At 34.5% G+C, this 16803-nt stretch carries 16 protein-coding genes; 12 read left to right on the top strand and 4 right to left on the bottom strand.

Features of this window, described 5'->3' with window-relative positions; all coding sequences use genetic code 11:
• Positions 1–19: 19 nt before the first annotated feature.
• Positions 20–1006 carry a metal-dependent hydrolase gene (locus tag SPD45_RS02525; RefSeq protein WP_336266029.1) on the bottom strand — a complete coding sequence of 329 codons (987 nt, stop codon included), beginning with the start codon at positions 1004–1006 and terminating at the stop codon, positions 20–22.
• A 71-nt stretch (positions 1007–1077) separates the two neighbouring features.
• On the opposite strand from SPD45_RS02525, the gene mutY reads away from it, so the two are divergent.
• The 4 genes from mutY (at position 1078) to SPD45_RS02505 (ending at position 4837) form a co-directional block, all read left to right on the top strand.
• On the top strand, positions 1078–2145 hold the full coding sequence (gene mutY / locus SPD45_RS02520; RefSeq protein WP_336266028.1) for an A/G-specific adenine glycosylase: 1068 nt from the start codon (positions 1078–1080) through the stop codon (positions 2143–2145).
• Positions 2146–2201: 56 nt separating this feature from the next.
• Positions 2202–2366 (top strand): gamma-type small acid-soluble spore protein, encoded by a 165-nt coding sequence (locus tag SPD45_RS02515; RefSeq protein WP_336266027.1) that lies wholly within the window; start codon positions 2202–2204, stop codon positions 2364–2366.
• Between the two features lie 184 nt (positions 2367–2550).
• Entirely contained in the window at positions 2551–3078 is a 528-nt protein-coding gene (locus SPD45_RS02510; protein WP_336266026.1) for a DUF402 domain-containing protein, read from the top strand.
• Positions 3071–4837 (top strand): ABC transporter ATP-binding protein, encoded by a 1767-nt coding sequence (locus tag SPD45_RS02505; RefSeq protein WP_336266025.1) that lies wholly within the window; start codon positions 3071–3073, stop codon positions 4835–4837. Before SPD45_RS02510 ends, SPD45_RS02505 begins: the two co-directional genes overlap by 8 nt.
• Positions 4838–4940: 103 nt before the next feature.
• Here SPD45_RS02505 and SPD45_RS02500 read toward each other — a convergent pair whose 3' ends face one another.
• Entirely contained in the window at positions 4941–6140 is a 1200-nt protein-coding gene (locus SPD45_RS02500; RefSeq protein WP_336266024.1) for an ornithine--oxo-acid transaminase, read from the bottom strand.
• 104 nt (positions 6141–6244) lie between these two features.
• On the opposite strand from SPD45_RS02500, the gene SPD45_RS02495 reads away from it, so the two are divergent.
• The 4 genes from SPD45_RS02495 to perR all read left to right on the top strand — a co-directional run bounded on the left by SPD45_RS02495 (position 6245) and on the right by perR (position 9597).
• A complete protein-coding gene (locus tag SPD45_RS02495; RefSeq protein WP_336266063.1) occupies positions 6245–7840 on the top strand; it encodes a M20/M25/M40 family metallo-hydrolase in 1596 nt (531 codons plus the stop codon).
• A 90-nt stretch (positions 7841–7930) separates the two neighbouring features.
• Positions 7931–8398, top strand: a complete 468-nt coding sequence (bcp, locus tag SPD45_RS02490) for a thioredoxin-dependent thiol peroxidase (protein ID WP_336266023.1) — start codon at positions 7931–7933, stop codon at positions 8396–8398.
• Positions 8399–8413: 15 nt separating this feature from the next.
• On the top strand, positions 8414–8971 hold the full coding sequence (locus tag SPD45_RS02485; protein WP_336266022.1) for a cob(I)yrinic acid a,c-diamide adenosyltransferase: 558 nt from the start codon (positions 8414–8416) through the stop codon (positions 8969–8971).
• 188 nt (positions 8972–9159) lie between these two features.
• Positions 9160–9597, top strand: coding sequence for a peroxide-responsive transcriptional repressor PerR (perR, locus tag SPD45_RS02480; protein ID WP_336266021.1), 438 nt, complete (start codon positions 9160–9162; stop codon positions 9595–9597).
• A gap of 276 nt (positions 9598–9873) precedes the next feature.
• Here the strand turns inward: perR and SPD45_RS02475 are convergent, their stop codons facing one another.
• Both SPD45_RS02475 and SPD45_RS02470 read right to left on the bottom strand, forming a co-directional pair.
• Positions 9874–11607 carry a chorismate-binding protein gene (locus tag SPD45_RS02475; RefSeq protein WP_336266020.1) on the bottom strand — a complete coding sequence of 578 codons (1734 nt, stop codon included), beginning with the start codon at positions 11605–11607 and terminating at the stop codon, positions 9874–9876.
• A 12-nt stretch (positions 11608–11619) separates the two neighbouring features.
• Positions 11620–12012, bottom strand: coding sequence for a YgzB family protein (locus SPD45_RS02470; protein WP_336266019.1), 393 nt, complete (start codon positions 12010–12012; stop codon positions 11620–11622).
• Between the two features lie 144 nt (positions 12013–12156).
• Here SPD45_RS02470 and SPD45_RS02465 point away from each other — a divergent pair, with 144 nt between their 5' ends.
• The 4 genes from SPD45_RS02465 to SPD45_RS02450 all read left to right on the top strand — a co-directional run bounded on the left by SPD45_RS02465 (position 12157) and on the right by SPD45_RS02450 (position 16728).
• Positions 12157–13365 (top strand): CynX/NimT family MFS transporter, encoded by a 1209-nt coding sequence (locus SPD45_RS02465; RefSeq protein WP_336266017.1) that lies wholly within the window; start codon positions 12157–12159, stop codon positions 13363–13365.
• 282 nt (positions 13366–13647) lie between these two features.
• The gene (gene adh / locus SPD45_RS02460) at positions 13648–15168 is read left to right on the top strand and encodes an aldehyde dehydrogenase (protein WP_336266016.1); all 1521 of its coding nucleotides are present in this window, start codon (positions 13648–13650) and stop codon (positions 15166–15168) included.
• A 119-nt stretch (positions 15169–15287) separates the two neighbouring features.
• Positions 15288–15644, top strand: coding sequence for a DUF779 domain-containing protein (locus SPD45_RS02455; RefSeq protein WP_336266015.1), 357 nt, complete (start codon positions 15288–15290; stop codon positions 15642–15644).
• A 67-nt stretch (positions 15645–15711) separates the two neighbouring features.
• The gene (locus SPD45_RS02450) at positions 15712–16728 is read left to right on the top strand and encodes a hypothetical protein (protein ID WP_336266014.1); all 1017 of its coding nucleotides are present in this window, start codon (positions 15712–15714) and stop codon (positions 16726–16728) included.
• Positions 16729–16803: the final 75 nt, after the last annotated feature.

Here is a 16803-nt window from a genome sequence, read left to right as displayed (position 1 = left end):
CAACTTGTCTCAGCTTGTTTTATGTTACATTATCTCCAAATAATAATTTACGTTGTAGTTTTTGTTCGGAGAAAATCCAACCAGTATAAGAGTTTGTAATTTGATCATCCCGATCAATTTGTGCGACCGCAACAAATGGATAATATCCTTTTGCGCGATATCGTAAATCGATGAAGCGGACCTCTGTGAAACGGTCATTTTCAACGATTTCCCACCGATATACAGGTGAGAAGGATAGAAAAGCAGAAATATTTTTATCTGTTATCGCAATATTAATCATTTTCGTATCGGGAAGTGGAACACGTTCAAATTCATCAATTAATTGAATATGCCCATTATTTACGGTTCCGACATAAAAACGATTTTTTGTCGTAATTGCCACGCGCCAATCATTTTGTTTCATCGTTGGTGATGTAGCAATATATTCTGTGTCTGGAAAATATTCGTGAATTTTTCGTACGATATCACGTTTATCTAAATATCTTTTTACATAATATAATGCGATGACAGTGTAGACAATGATAAATGTTTGTGCTGGATTCGCCCCTAATGCCCACGCAATAATTCCGGCAACATGTAAAAAGAAAATATACGAATCAAATGTATTGATAAACCCAAGAGCAACCCATTTTCTTTTGAATGGCCGTAATGCTTGGGTACCATAGGCATTGAATATATCGACAAATACATGAATAATTACGGCTAAAAAGGTCCATAGCCATAAATGTAAAAAACTAACTTCTGGTACGAAAAGATAAATGATCGAGGAAATCAAAATTCCCCAAAAAATCACCGCTGGAATGGAGTGGGTAACCCCTCGGTGATTTCGTATATATACAGCATTATTTCTAAGTTTTAAGACGGTATCAAAGTCAGGGGCTTGGGAGCCTACAACAGTACCGACTAATACAGCGTTAAAAAGTGTAGGGTCATTCGCAACGATAGGATCGATTGTTGCTAATCCACCGAGTGCAATTCCCATGACGACGTGGGTTCCAGTATCCATAATCGTGGAAACCCTCCTTTAAATTAGTATGTTTCTTACTTACTATAATTGTACCATAAGGATGTGAGATTTTGACGGAAAAAACATTACATAATTTTGACAAAAATTCTTTTCAAAAGCGTTTAATTACATGGTTTGATGAAAATAAACGGGAGTTACCTTGGCGTGAAACGAGCGACCCGTATAAAATTTGGATTTCGGAAATTATGTTGCAACAAACGAAAGTAGATACGGTAATAGATTATTATAACCGGTTTATTCATACATATCCGAATGTATTTCACTTGGCGAAAGCAGACGAACAAGCGGTATTAAAAGTGTGGGAAGGACTCGGATATTATTCACGTGCTAGAAACCTTCACACTGCAGCAAAAGAGGTAGTAGATGAATATGATGGTATCATGCCAAAAACGACAGAAGAATTAGGGAAGTTGAAAGGAATTGGGCCGTATACAAAAGGTGCGATTTCTTCCATTGCATATGGTCACCCGGAACCAGCAGTAGATGGAAATGTTATGCGCGTCCTATCAAGAGTACTCGCGATAAAGGATAATATTAGTGAGCAACGAACGAGAAAAAGATTTGAAGCAATTGTAAGAGAAATTATTTCACAAGAAAACCCATCGTATTTTAATCAAGGGTTAATGGAATTAGGTGCACTTATTTGTACACCGACATCACCAGGTTGTTTGCACTGTCCTGTACGTGAAAATTGTCGCGCATTTGAGCTAGGTATACAAACGGAATTACCTATTAAATTAAAAAAGAAAAAGCAAAAACAAATTGCCTATTATACATTTATTATTCGTGACCAATCAGGAAATATTGCTATTGAACAACGACCAAATGAAGGGTTACTTGCAAATATGTGGCAATTTCCAATGATAGAAAAACAAAGACTTACAATCGATTCGATGGAAAAAATGATTGAAAAAAATTTGAAAATGAAGGTAACAGTAAACCGGCAATTAGAAAATATTACACATATTTTTAGTCATATAATATGGGATTTATTCGTTTATGATATTACAGTCCATACATTTTTAGAACCTTCAACATTCCAATTTGTAAAAAAAGAAGCATTAGACAGTTATCCAATTTCTGTATCTCATTTAAAAATTAAGCAATATATTTTATAAAAATTCGGATATTTTTTGATGAATTGGGAAACGTAAGTACTGCGGAGGTGATAGCGATGCCGAAAAAGTCAAAAGCAGGGACGAACGTGCAAAAAGTTAGAAAGCAAAATGAACGTTCAGCCCAGTCACAACCTGGACAGTACGGTACGGAATTCGCAGAAGAAACAACTGCGGAGGAAGTGAGAAAGCAAAATCAAAAATCGCAACAAAACAAACAGTAAATAAAAGCAAACTGCAAGTGAACACGCCCCATAAACATAAAAGTACAATGAGAAGGTTCAAAAGCGGACCATATCATTGTACTTTTTTCCATTTATACATACACCATTTACAAACAGTAAACTTTCTTAAAACAAACAAAATGGTATACTTGGTAATACATCCAATAGAAAGGGTGTATGCCACATGATTAAAGGTTCGACTATATCAATCGAAAGTTTGAAGCATGATAAATCGCTTCATCGTCGTTGGGAAACGAATGAAATATTATATACTGACACAAATATTGTGATTGGGAAAAATAATCGAACGATGGTAGTAGAACGAAATGAAAAACGATGGAGAACGAAAGAACCAGCCATTTTTTACTTTGATGATCGTTATTGGTTCAATATTATTTTGTTGTTCGGTGAAAACTATTACTATTACTGTAATATGGCTTCACCATTTACGTATGCCAATAAAAAAATAACGTATATCGATTATGACCTCGACATCATTGTTGATGATTCATACGCTTATCACATAATGGATGAAGAAGAATTTTTGCTTCATCTACAACAATACGATTATGAGGAAGCAGTCATTCAAAAAGTGATGGAACATAAAGAAATATTGATCGAGTGGATAGAAAAGAGAAAAGGTCCATTTCATCCATCATTTATTGAAAAATGGTTACAAGTTATCGAAAAGGAAGATGGAGTGCATGAGTAGTATTAAGCAGTATATGAAGTTTGTAAAACCATATATGGGCCAAATTATATGGACCATTGTTATTGGAATATTTAAGTTTGCGATCCCATTATTTATTCCCCTTATTTTAAAATTTGTCATTGACGATATTATCCAAGGGGATATGACAGAAGCAGCAAAAACATCGAAATTATTATGGATGATGGGAATTGCGTTTGGCGTATTCCTAATATTACGTCCACCAATTGAATATTTACGTCAATATTTAGCGCAATTAGTAAGTAGTAAAATTTTATTTGATATACGAGATAAAGCATTTGATCATATTCAACGTTTAAGCTTGAAATATTATTCAAATAGTAAGACAGGAGAAATTATTTCCCGTGTTATTCATGATGTAGAACAAACGAAAAACTTTGTCGTCACTGGATTGATGAACGTTTGGTTAGATTTAGTGACAATCGTCATTGCAGTTATAATCATGTTAACGATGGATGTAAAATTAACGATTGTTTCGATTATTTTATTCCCGCTATACGGTTTTTCGGTAAAATATTTTTATGCAAAATTACGTGATTTAACACGTCAACGATCCCAAGCATTGGCGGAAGTACAAGGGCATTTGCATGAACGTGTACAAGGTATATCGGTAACGAGAAGTTTTGCATTAGAAGAATATGAACAAGAACAATTTGGAAAAAGAAACAAACACTTTTTAGATAAAGCAATAGAACATACGGATTGGAACGCCAAAACATTTGCTGTGACAAACACAATTACAGATTTAGCACCATTACTCGTAATCACTTTTGCAGGCTACCAAGTGATTCATGGCAATTTAACGATTGGAACGATGGTTGCTTTTACTGGATATATGGAAAGAGTTTATAGTCCGTTACGTCGTTTAATTAATTCTTCTACAGTACTGACACAATCTATCGCTTCGATTGATCGTGTATTTGAATTTATGAATGAAACATATGATATTGATGATAAAAAAAATGCCGTACAATTAGGACGTGTAGAAGGGAATATTCAGTTTAAAAATGTACATTTTTCTTATGATGAGAAAGATGGCGATGTATTAAAAAATATTGACCTACATGTGAAAAAAGGAGAAACGATAGCACTTGTAGGAATGAGTGGTGGTGGAAAGTCCACACTTATTAGTTTAATTCCACGATTTTATGACGTCACAAAAGGTTCGATAACTGTGGATGGACATGATTTAAGAAATGTTACTCAACGTTCATTAAGGAATAATATTGGCATGGTGTTACAAGACAATATTTTATTCAGTGAATCTATTGCGATGAATATTCGAATGGGAAATCCCGAGGCGACAGATGAAGAAGTAATCGAAGCAGCGAAAAAGGCAAATGCACATGATTTTATTATGTCATTACCTAATCAATATGACACTTTGGTCGGTGAAAGAGGGGTAAAATTATCTGGTGGGCAACAGCAAAGGGTTGCTATCGCTCGAGTGTTTTTAAAAAATCCACCAATTTTAATTTTTGATGAAGCAACATCGGCACTAGATCTTGAAAGTGAGCATATGATCCAAGAAGCATTAAGTAAGCTATCAGAAGAAAGAACAACATTTGTTGTCGCACACCGTTTAGCGACAATCACACATGCTGATCGTATCGTCGTCATTGAACATGGGAAAATTACTGAAGTTGGAACACACGAGGAGTTATTACGGAAACGTGGAAGTTATTATGATTTGTATCAAGTACAAGATTTTCATAATGAGGCTGCTGTCGTAAATGAATAAAAAATAAATACAAGAAAATTTGGGATAAACAACAAAGTGAGACACGAAGAAGAGACAAAGTGTCTGTTTCTTCGTGGTTCACTAAAATAAAATGTTTGTTCTTTTATTTTTGTATTGATAGTACTTTTTTAATTTTTTCAATTGCCCAATCTAAATCATCCTTTTCGATGATAAGTGGTGGAGCAAAGCGAATGACATAATCATGTGTTTCTTTGCAAAGCAACCCTTCTTCTTTCAGCTTTTCACAATAAGGTCTAGCAAGTTCTGTTAATTCCATGCCAATAAATAAGCCTCTACCACGTACTTCTTTTATCATCGGGTTTTTGATTTTTTTTAGTTCATTCATCATATACGTACCTAATTCATTGGACCGTTCGGATAATTTTTCATCGATGATCACATTTAATGCAGCTATTGAAACGGCACAGGCTAATGGATTTCCACCAAAAGTGGAGCCATGTGAACCAGGTTCAAACACGCCGAGAATATCTCTGTTTGCTGTTATACAAGAAATAGGGAAAACCCCACCACCTAATGCTTTTCCTAAAATGTAAATATCAGGTTCCACTTCATCCCAATCAGATGCGAACAATTTTCCACTTCTTCCTAAACCTGATTGTATTTCATCGGCAATAAATAACACATTTTGTTCCTTACATAACTCATACGCTTCTTTTAAAAATCCAGCTGGAGGAATATTCACCCCTGCTTCACCTTGAATCGGTTCAATTAAAAAGGCTGCAGTATTTTCATTTATTGCCTCACGTAATGCATCTATATTACCGAAAGGAACCGTTACACACCCCTCTAATAATGGGCCAAACCCTCTTTGATTACTTTCTTCCGATGATAAAGATATAGCTGCCATCGTACGACCGTGAAAATTATTTACACATGCAATAATTTCTGCTTTATTTTCTGGCACTCCTTTTACATCATATGCCCATCTTCTAGCTGTTTTAATTGCTGTTTCCACAGCCTCTGCACCAGTATTCATCGGAAGTGCCATCTCTTTATTCGTTAAAGTACAAATCTTTTCGTACCACGGACCTAATAAATCATGATGAAATGCGCGAGATGTAAGGGTGACAAGTTCTGCTTGTTCTTTTAAGGCAGCGATAATTTTTGGATGACGATGCCCTTGATTGACAGAAGAATAGGCGCTTAATAAATCCATATAATGATTTCCTTCACAATCTTCCACCCACACACCTTCTGCCTTATGAATGACGATAGGTAATGGATGATAATTATTTGCACCATACTTTTCTGTTTGTTGGATTACATTTTCACTCTTATTCATATAAAAACCCCTCCATTTCATTAAATTAGGAATGTTTCGACAAGGATGTTTGGTATAATTATAGCATAAGTATTTATATGTGGAGGGAACCTATCGTGAAACAAATGAAATGGAATAGTCAAAAGGAATTGGAACAGTTAGTCATTCAATTAGTGAAATTTGAAAGTCGAACAGGTACGGAAGGAGAAAAGAAGTTTCCTGAATTTTTGCAGAATATTATGGTGGACTTACCTTATTTTGCAAATAACCCAACACATATTCAACTCATCGATGCAAAGAAAGGGAGACAAGCACTTAGTGCATTATATCGTACAGAAAAAACAGCAAATACAATCGTATTAATAAGTCATTTTGATACTGTACATACAAAGGAATATGGGACATTAGAAAATATAGCATGTGACCCATATAGGTTAGAACAAGCATTATTCGAAAATAAACAAGATTTATCAATGGAAGTACAAACTGACCTGCAAAGTGGGGCATATTTATTTGGACGAGGCACAATGGATATGAAAATGGGATTGGCATTACATCTATCGATAATAGAAAAAGCGACCATCGAACAATGGCCAATCAACATACTATTATTAAGTGTACCAGATGAAGAAGTAAATTCAGATGGGATGAGGGCTGCTGTTGAATATATAGCAACATTACAAAAGGATCATTCATTAACATTTAGTCTTTTTTTAAACAGTGAGCCATCCTTTACGCAAAAACCAAATGATCTATCTTATTATCTATATACAGGATCAATCGGGAAATTAATGCCGACTGCATTAAGTTATGGAATTGAAACACATGCAGGTGAACCTTTAAATGGTTTAAATGCGCATTATATGACATCGTTTATAACGAGTGCAATGGAATTTAATGAACAATTTCAAGAAAGGGTTTATGGAGAATCAACACCATTGCCAACCTGTTTACAAGTAGTCGATTTGAAAAAAGATTACTCCACTCAAACGTCCCACCATGTTGCGGCATATTTTAATGTGCAAGTGATGAAGCAAACAGCCGAAGATGTAATGGGAAAATTTGAACGTACTGTTCAACAAGCAATAGCAAAATGTGAGCAATCGTATCATCAACTATGTGAACGTCAAAATATAACCCCGATTGGAAACATAAATGTGATGACATATGAGCAGTTATATACCTATGCGATAAAAAAACATGGGGAAGCAAACATACGTAACTTCATTCAATTGGAAGATAAAACAATGGATGATCGAACTGCAGTAGCGATGAAGGTTGATCGACTAATGGCAAGTTGTAAAGAATTAGCACCGAATGTCGTTCTCTTTTTTGCACCACCATATTATCCAGCAGTCAATAGTTCAAATGACGATAAGATAAAAAAGCTAGTTACAATAATACAAGAGACGATGCAAGAGGATTTTAAGAAACAAGTATCACAAATTCATTATTTTAACGGTATTTGTGATTTAAGTTATGTGAATTATAATGTACATGATGAAGGTTGGAAAACATATGCCATTAATTGTCCACGTTGGGGGAATGGATATTCTATCCCTTTTGAGGCGATGAAACAATTACATGCACCAGTGTTGAACGTTGGACCGTATGGAAAAGATGCACATAAATTAACAGAACGTCTGCATAAACAGAGTGCTTTTATAGAAACACCGATATTACTTGAAAAAGTGATTCAGCAATATTTTACTGTTACATAGGAAGTTTAAACATCTATTAAAAATGAAATTTCCTTCCAGTATATGATAAGATGAAAGAAATAATTGTAAAATAAAATGGAGGTAATTTGAATGACAGTTGAAGTAGGAAAAGAAGCACCTAATTTTACATTAGATAATCAAGTTGGTGAAAAAATTACTTTATCAGATTTTCGTGGGAAGAATGTTGTTTTATACTTTTATCCGAAAGATATGACACCAGGTTGTACGACACAAGCATGTGATTTTAGAGATAATTATTCGCAATTTAAAGATACAAATACTGTTATTTTAGGAATAAGTCCAGATCCGATAGAACGCCATCAAAAATTTATCGATAAACATGATCTTCCATTTCCGTTATTGGCAGATACAACACACGAAGTAGCAGAGGAATATGGTGTGTGGAAATTAAAGAAAATGTTTGGAAAAGAATTTTACGGGATTGAACGATCTACTTTTATTATTGATAAGGATGGTATTGTACAAAAAGAATACCGTAAAGTAAAAGTGAAAGAACATATTGCACAAACATTAGAAGATGTAAAAGAGTTATCATAAAAGAGGGGGAGAATGATGCGTATATATACACGTTCAGGTGATAAAGGAACGACTTCGCTCGTATATGGAAAACGAGTTGCAAAAACCGATTCGAGAGTAGAAGCTTATGGTACATGCGATGAGGCAAACTCCATGATTGGCTTAGCATTAAGTTATATCCATGATCGAGATTGGGATAAAAAAAAGGCCTTTTTGGAAAAGCTATACAGAGTACAAACTGTATTATTCCATGTTGGAGCTGAATTATCTACACCGAGTGATCGTGAAGTTGCATGGAAATTAAAAGAAGCGCATATAACAGAGTTAGAAGAACAAATTGATGAGTGGAGTGAGATTCTCCCACCATTAACGCAGTTTATCTTGCCTTCTGGGAACAATGCATCTAGTGCACTACATTTAGCACGTACGATTGTAAGACGCGCAGAAAGAATGGCCGTAGCCGTACAAGATGAACTTCAAGATACACTGTCCATTTCGTATTTAAATCGTTTATCTGATTATTTATTTGTCGCCGCAAGATATGTGAACTATGAACTAGGTGGACCAGAGATTCCATTACAAGTTGATATGTGATTCTCAATAAAATATTAAAATTCTCATTTGATTTGAATAAAATGTGAATCGTTCTATTTGTTTTAATACTTATTATCGATTGAAAGTGTTTATAAATTGACAAGAAGCCCTCTAAAGATGTACACTATTAATAATCATTATAATCTGCATGGATTATGAAATTTTAAGTGAAAGTGAGGTGCATGACGATGCTAGACGATAAGATGCAAATTGCGATTGAAACATTAAAAAGGTCTGGCGTTCGGATCACACCACAACGTCATGCGGTTCTTGAATATTTACTTACGTCGATGGAACATCCAACAGCAGATGACATTTACAAAGCACTAGAAACGAAATTTCCGAATATTAGTGTTGCAACAGTTTACAATAATTTACGTATTTTACGTGAAATTGGCTTAGTGAAAGAATTAACATATGGAGACGATTCAAGTAGATTTGATAGTAATATGCATGATCATTATCATATCATTTGTGAAACTTGTGGAAAAATTGAAGATTTCCATTATCCTCCTTTAGACGAAATTGAAGTATTAGCGGAAAAAGTGAGTGGCTTTGATATAAGTCATCATCGTATGGAATTATACGGTAAGTGTAAAGAGTGTTCAGAAACTAAAGTACAATAAAATAGAACGTAAAGAATTTTACAGCTAAAAAAACGGTCATGTTTGCCTAATAAGGTGGAACATGGCCACTTTTTATATAATGAAAGTTATAAACCATATTGTGTACAGAGATTGAATTATTAGTAGGGTCAACAACCGAAAAACTATTAAAAATAAAAATCCATCACAACCATTGCTTAAACAATGATAGTGGTGGATTTTAATATGTAACCCAAAATAACAATCATAAAATTAGAAGAACATCTCTTCCAATAAAGAACAAAAATGTTTTCGAATTTAATTATTTATTACTAACTCTACTTTGATCCATTCGCGCACGCTATTAATAAACCAAATAGCATCCGCAGATGTGATATCTTCTTTAAAAAGAACTTTTTCTTTTACTATGCCATCTCGTACAAGTCCTCTGCGAAACGTACCATTTAACAGTCCAGAAGTAACAGGAGGAGTGAATTTTTCACCATCCACTTCGATAACGACATTTCCGATCGTAAACTCCGTAATTTCACCATGTTCATTCCACAGTAACGTATCAAAATAATCGTCCTGTTGGAATGCTTCATAAAAACTTCGGTTAGTCGTTTTATGAAATAAAAATGGATTATTACTATCGATGTTACTCGAAGCTAAAACAACTTTTGCATTATTCGTTGCTTTTAAAGGGAAAATTTCATGTGTGATGTTTCCGTTTGGATGAAATAAACAACGAAGTCGAAAAAGACCGGTAGGATATTTTTCTTCATATTGTTGTAGAATGGTGTCGAGTTTATCTAGTGAAAGAGCAAAGTCGAAATAAGTTGCCGAATCTTGTAATCTTTCCTTATGTTCATTTAAATAAAGCCATTTCCCATCCTGTAAACCGATCGTTTCAATTAATTCAAATGGTGGTTCCCTATATGTTAATACACTTGTTTTCGTATGAACCTCTTCATATTCACCTTCTACGGTAGATTTTCCCGTAATAGCACCACCAGCACCATATGTAGCAATCCCATTTTGTTGATCAATCACAACAGTACGTATCGGTACATTAAAAATAGCTTCATTATTTGGACTGAAATAGCCGATGGCACCACAATATACATGACGTGGATATGGTTCTACATTCGCGATTAACTGTAAGGTCGCTTTTTTGGGTGTGCCAGAAATAGAACCACAAGGAAATAATCGCTTGAACAATTCTGTAACGGTAATAGAATCACTTACTTTACCTACAATGGTTGATGTCATTTGATAAACAGTCGGATATTTTTCAACAGTAAATGCCTCTGTTACGTGAATCGAATCCTTTTCAGCTACTTGTTCGAGTTCTTTCGTCATTAATGTAGTGATTAACTTATTTTCATATCGATCTTTTTCAGATGAACGTAAATAAGTATAATGTTGTTGATCTTCTTCGAATGTTTTGCCTCGTTTAACCGTACCTTTCATTGGCCGAACTTTGATCGTATCTTCTTTGTAATGAAAAAATAATTCTGGAGAAACAGATAAAATATCCATATCTTCAAAACGTAAATAGGCACTGTAAAGAGATTGTTGTGCATTTTTTAAATCCTGATAGTATTGATAACTATTACCAGTGAAACTTGCTTCAAAAGGAACCGTGTAGTTTACTTGTTTCGTTACACCATTTTCAATCGCTTCCATGACACGTTGGAAACTTTTCTCGTAATCATCTTTCGTTACTTTCATGTTCCAATTTGTCACATGGTATTCACCAAATATTTCGCTTCTTGGGATAGATGTAGGGGATGAAAAAACACCGAAGGAAAGAAGTGGCATAGACTCATTTTGATGTTTGATGTCTACATCGTAAAATGAATATGCCACTTCATAACTAAAATATCCTGCTACATAATATCCGTCTTGTACAGCTCGTTCGATTTGTTCCATACAAAATTCTACTTCATCTAATTTATTTGCCGTGATCATATATAAAGGATCTGTGAAAACGACCGAATCTTCATCGCTCGTTTGCTTAAAATCAAATTGTAGCAATATATTTTTCATTTTTCTCACCATTTATTCCGATTGTTGTTTTTCTTTCTTTAACTGTTTACGATATGCAGCACTATTATATTTTTCGTCAAATTCTTTTCCTTCTAGATTTTTATCTAATGTTAATGGTTGACGACAGTGCATACACGCATCTACACGCCCGAGCATTTTAGTTGGTTTTTCGCAATTTGGACAAATAATTGGTATCGCCCGTGTTGAAAGTAAACCAATCCAGAAATAAACGACCGTACTAAAAATAATAAATAGAACCCCTAGGACAAAAAATGTCACCATTAACCATGGTGTTTTTTTTAATAAAATTCCGATATACATTACACCGATTCCGATGAAAATTAAACTTAATGCAAAGCTTCGGATCCTATTGATTCTATTTTTATATACTAATTTTTCTCCCAATATAAATCCTCCTCTAACTCATCATTCGTATTATACCATGAATCATATCGTGTTGAACATTGAAAAATATGTCGAAACGAAAAACAAACGGGACATATAACTATCTGTTATGTGTTATGATTAATTGTTAGAAAGGGGTATCCTATGAAACAAGAAAATAACAACGTACAACATAGACAAATACTATTATTTATCGGAATCATTATTGTGGCATTTAATTTAAGACCAGCCATTACGTCGGTTGGACCGATCATAGGTATGGTACGAGATGATATAGGATTTCCGAATTGGGCAATTGCCTTTTTAACGAGTTTACCTTTAATTGCTTTTGCAATTATGTCTCCACTCGTTCCGAGAATAGCTAATAGATGGACGAATGAAATAACTTTAACGATTGGCTTACTTATTTTAATTATTGGTATTAGTTTACGGACAATTTCCTTATCATTCTTTTTATTTACAGGAACATTATTAGTCGGGCTAGGAATAGCTGTTTTGAATGTTTTATTACCAGGTGTGATTAAAGAAAACTTCCCAGCCAAAGTAGCTTTAATGACGAGCTTGTATACAACGTCGATGTCGATCTTTGCGACGGCTGGTTCAGCTGTAAGTGTACCAATTGCAGAAGGAATGGATTTAGGGTGGCAATGGGCTTTATTCATTTGGGTCCTTCCCGCGATCATTGCTTTTATTTTATGGCTTTTTATTTTAAAAGGGAAAAAAGGGAAAAAAGCATCAAGTATGCCATATTTGGAATATAGTCAACGAAGTGGTGGAATTTGGAAAGATGGTTTTGCATGGAAAATCGCTTTATTCATGGGTCTACAATCTTCTTTATTTTACATATTAATCTCATGGCTACCTGAAATAATGATTGATGATGGATTAAATCCAACAAACGCTGGATTTGTTTTAGCGTTATTCCAACTTGTTGCAATTCCGGTTAGTTTTACGATTCCGATGTTTGCAATTCGTTTTAAACGTCAAAGTATGATTGTCCTTTTCGTTAATATACTTTTTATTATTGGAATGATCGGATTAATTTTACAAACGAATTGGACGATTACGCTTATCTCTGTCATGATTATTGGAATGGGATCTAGCGCGAATTTTGCATTATCTCTTTTATTTTTATCCATTCGTGCAGAAAATGCAAAAGATGCTTCTGAATTATCAGGGATGGCACAATCTGTCGGCTATATTGTAGCGGCCTTTGGTCCAATTGTCACAGGGTATTTATACGATGTAACACATAATTGGACGATATCTTTACTCGGTGTCATCATTATATTAATTGCTGTATTACTATTTGGATATCAAGCAGGGAAAGATAAATTTGTACTACAAAAATAAATAATTGATAAAAATAAAACCGTTCATTTGCACTATTAGTTTTCTTCGGATAGTGAAACGAGCGGTTTTTAATTTTCCTATTGATTAAAAAGACAGATATCTGTATTGATTTTGTTCGTCCATAGCAAAAAGATTTCTAGTTTCGTATAATTTTGCAAAAATTTTGTGTATAAAGGATTCTAATAATTGAAAAAACATTCAAATACTGCTAAGATAAAAATAAGTTTACGATGCTTTTAATATGTTGTAAGCGATTACAAATATAGGTTAGGAGGATGGAGTATGAGATATGCAAATCCAAATACAGAAGGGGCAATTGTTAATTTTAAGGAAAGATATGACAACTACATAGGAGGAGAATATGTAGCACCGGTTAATGGGCAATATTTTGAAAACGTGACACCTGTTACTGGAAAAGTGTTTTGCGAAGTAGCAAGATCGACGAAAGAAGATATTGAATTGGCGTTAGATGCAGCGCACAAAGCGAAAAAAGCATGGGGCGAAACATCTCCAACTGAAAGAGCGAATATTTTACTTAAAATAGCTGACCGTATGGAAGAAAACTTGGAAAGATTAGCAGTAGCAGAAACATGGGACAATGGTAAAGCTGTAAGGGAAACATTGGCAGCAGACATTCCATTAGCGATTGATCATTTTCGTTATTTCGCTTCAGCAATAAGATCTCAAGAAGGAACATTAAGTCAAATCGATAATGATACTGTAGCATATCATTTTCATGAGCCATTAGGGGTAGTAGGGCAAATAATTCCTTGGAACTTCCCAATTTTAATGGCAACATGGAAAATTGCACCGGCATTAGCAGCAGGAAATTGTATTGTATTGAAGCCAGCCGAGCAAACACCAGCCTCCATTTTTATATTACTAGATATCATTGGTGATTTATTACCAGCAGGAGTATTAAACGTTGTGAATGGTTTCGGTGTAGAAGCAGGAAAACCATTAGCATCTAATAGTAGAATTTCCAAAATAGCATTTACGGGTGAGACGACGACAGGAAGATTAATTATGCAATATGCATCTGAAAATATTATACCTGTTACGTTAGAGTTAGGTGGGAAGTCACCGAATATTTTCTTCAAAGATGTGATGGATGAAGATGATGGCTTTTTAGATAAAGCGGTGGAAGGATTAGTCATGTTTGCTCTAAACCAAGGGGAAGTATGCACTTGTCCATCCAGAGCACTAGTTCATGAAGATATCTATGATAAATTTATAGAACGAGCTATTGAACGAGTGAAACAAATTAAAATTGGTCACCCATTAGATACGGAGACAATGATGGGGGCGCAAGCTTCGACAGAACAATTAGAGAAAATTTTATCCTATTTAGATATCGGAAAAGAGGAAGGTGCGGAAGTATTAGTTGGTGGGAACCAAAACAAACTGGAAGGTGAATTAGATAGTGGATACTATGTAGAACCGACAGTATTTAAAGGAAATAACAACATGCGTATTTTCCAAGAAGAAATTTTTGGCCCTGTTCTAGCTGTTACAACTTTCTCATCAGATGAAGAAGCATTAGAGATTGCAAATGACACTTTATATGGGTTAGGAGCAGGTGTTTGGACACGGAATACGAATAAGGCATACCGTTTTGGACGTGGTATTGAAGCTGGACGTGTATGGACGAACTGCTACCACGCATATCCTGCACATGCAGCATTTGGTGGATACAAAAAATCTGGTATTGGAAGAGAAACACATTTAATGATGTTAGCACATTACCAGCAAACGAAAAACTTGTTAGTAAGTTATAGTGAAGGACCAACAGGTTTATTTTAATTAAATATAAATTGGAAAAGCCCGTAAACAGGAAAGTGGGAGTATGCTATATACAAGTCGCCCACATAGTGACTTGTTTACGGGTTTTTCCGTATAAAAATCGAAGAGAGGTGTGTGAAATGGTAGAAAAAGTTGTTGCAACAGAAGCAACTATTGAGTTAATCGAAAAATTGAAGGCAATCCATGGAGATTTAATGTTCCACCAATCGGGGGGATGTTGTGATGGTAGTTCTCCGATGTGTTACCCTCGTGGAGAGTTTCGAATTGGGGAATCTGATGTATTGTTAGGCGAAATTGGTGATACACCATTTTATATGTCGAAAGATCAATATGAGTATTGGAAACATACACAACTAATTATCGATGTGGTCGACGGAAGGGGCGGTATGTTTTCATTAGAAGGTCCAGAAGGAAAAAGATTTTTAACAAGGTCACGTGTTTTTACAGATGAAGAAAGAGAAGTACTAAATCTATAAACGAGCACATATACTTTATCAGGATCATATGATATAACTATCTTGATGAAATGAAAGGTGTTTAATGTTGAAGAATAAGTTGTCTTATTACGCAAGAGGTCATACAGCGAAGGGAATGGTAAATTATTGGGAATCGAATGTGAAGAATGTGGAGGATGTATATGTTTTTAAACACCCTTCTCTTTCTTTAACATCTCAACTATTTCAAAACATTATGTCGATGTATGATCAGTTTGGCCAAGTTGAAGTGGTGATGAGTCCTTTTGGGAAAGACTTCATAGAAGGTATCATTATAAGAGACCATTCTATCGCTTTTATGGATGACCATTACGTTAGTAGAGTAGTAAATCTAATCGATTTCACAAAAGGGATGGACGAGAAATTACGAAAGGATCTAGAACAATTAGAGGATTCTATGAAGCAAATATGTGACAGAGCGTATGAAAAGTTTGAAAAAAGTTTAATAATTCATGATACATTGGAAAATTTATTTTTAAAAGAAATGAGTTTCCAACAGGCAGATGAAGAAATTAACAAAACTATTACCGAATTGTTTTCGGATGTACAGAAGAAAAAGGGTCAAGCAGTTCTGTATGAACGCCTATTTGGAACGAAAACACCTGATGGTACAACAGAGTTTGTGAAAACTTTAATTGAACCAATGCAACACCGATATTTTATAAAAGGAAGAGCTGGAACAGGCAAATCACATTTCATGAAACAAATTGTGGATCAATGTATCAACTATCGTATAGATGTTGAACTATACCGTTGTAGTTTTGACCCTGATAGTATCGATATGATTATTATTAGAGATTTGCAACTATGTATGTTTGATAGTACACCTCCACATGAATTTCATCCTACGAGAAATGAAGATATCGTGATTGATTTATATAATATTGCACTAACACCTGGAACAGATGAAAAATACGCGGAAGAAATTCAACGAATCGAAAAGGCTTATAAACAAGAAATGAAAGAAGGGGTTGTTAAATTAAAAGAAATTAAGTCTGTACAACAACAAATTGATCACTTATTACAATTACATGTAAAGAAAAAAACCGAAAATGAAAAACATTAGTTATAAAACTATTGAAATTATTCAGAAAATATAGTAAAATTAATCAACTACTATAAAAGTTATATAGGAGGTGGC

Source organism: Pseudogracilibacillus sp. SO10305 (genome assembly GCF_037072005.1).
Classification (GTDB): domain Bacteria; phylum Bacillota; class Bacilli; order Bacillales; family Amphibacillaceae; genus Pseudogracilibacillus; species Pseudogracilibacillus intestinigallinarum.
The sequence above is the reverse complement of the archived record's forward strand: the minus strand, read 5'-3'. Positions and strand labels throughout refer to the sequence as shown.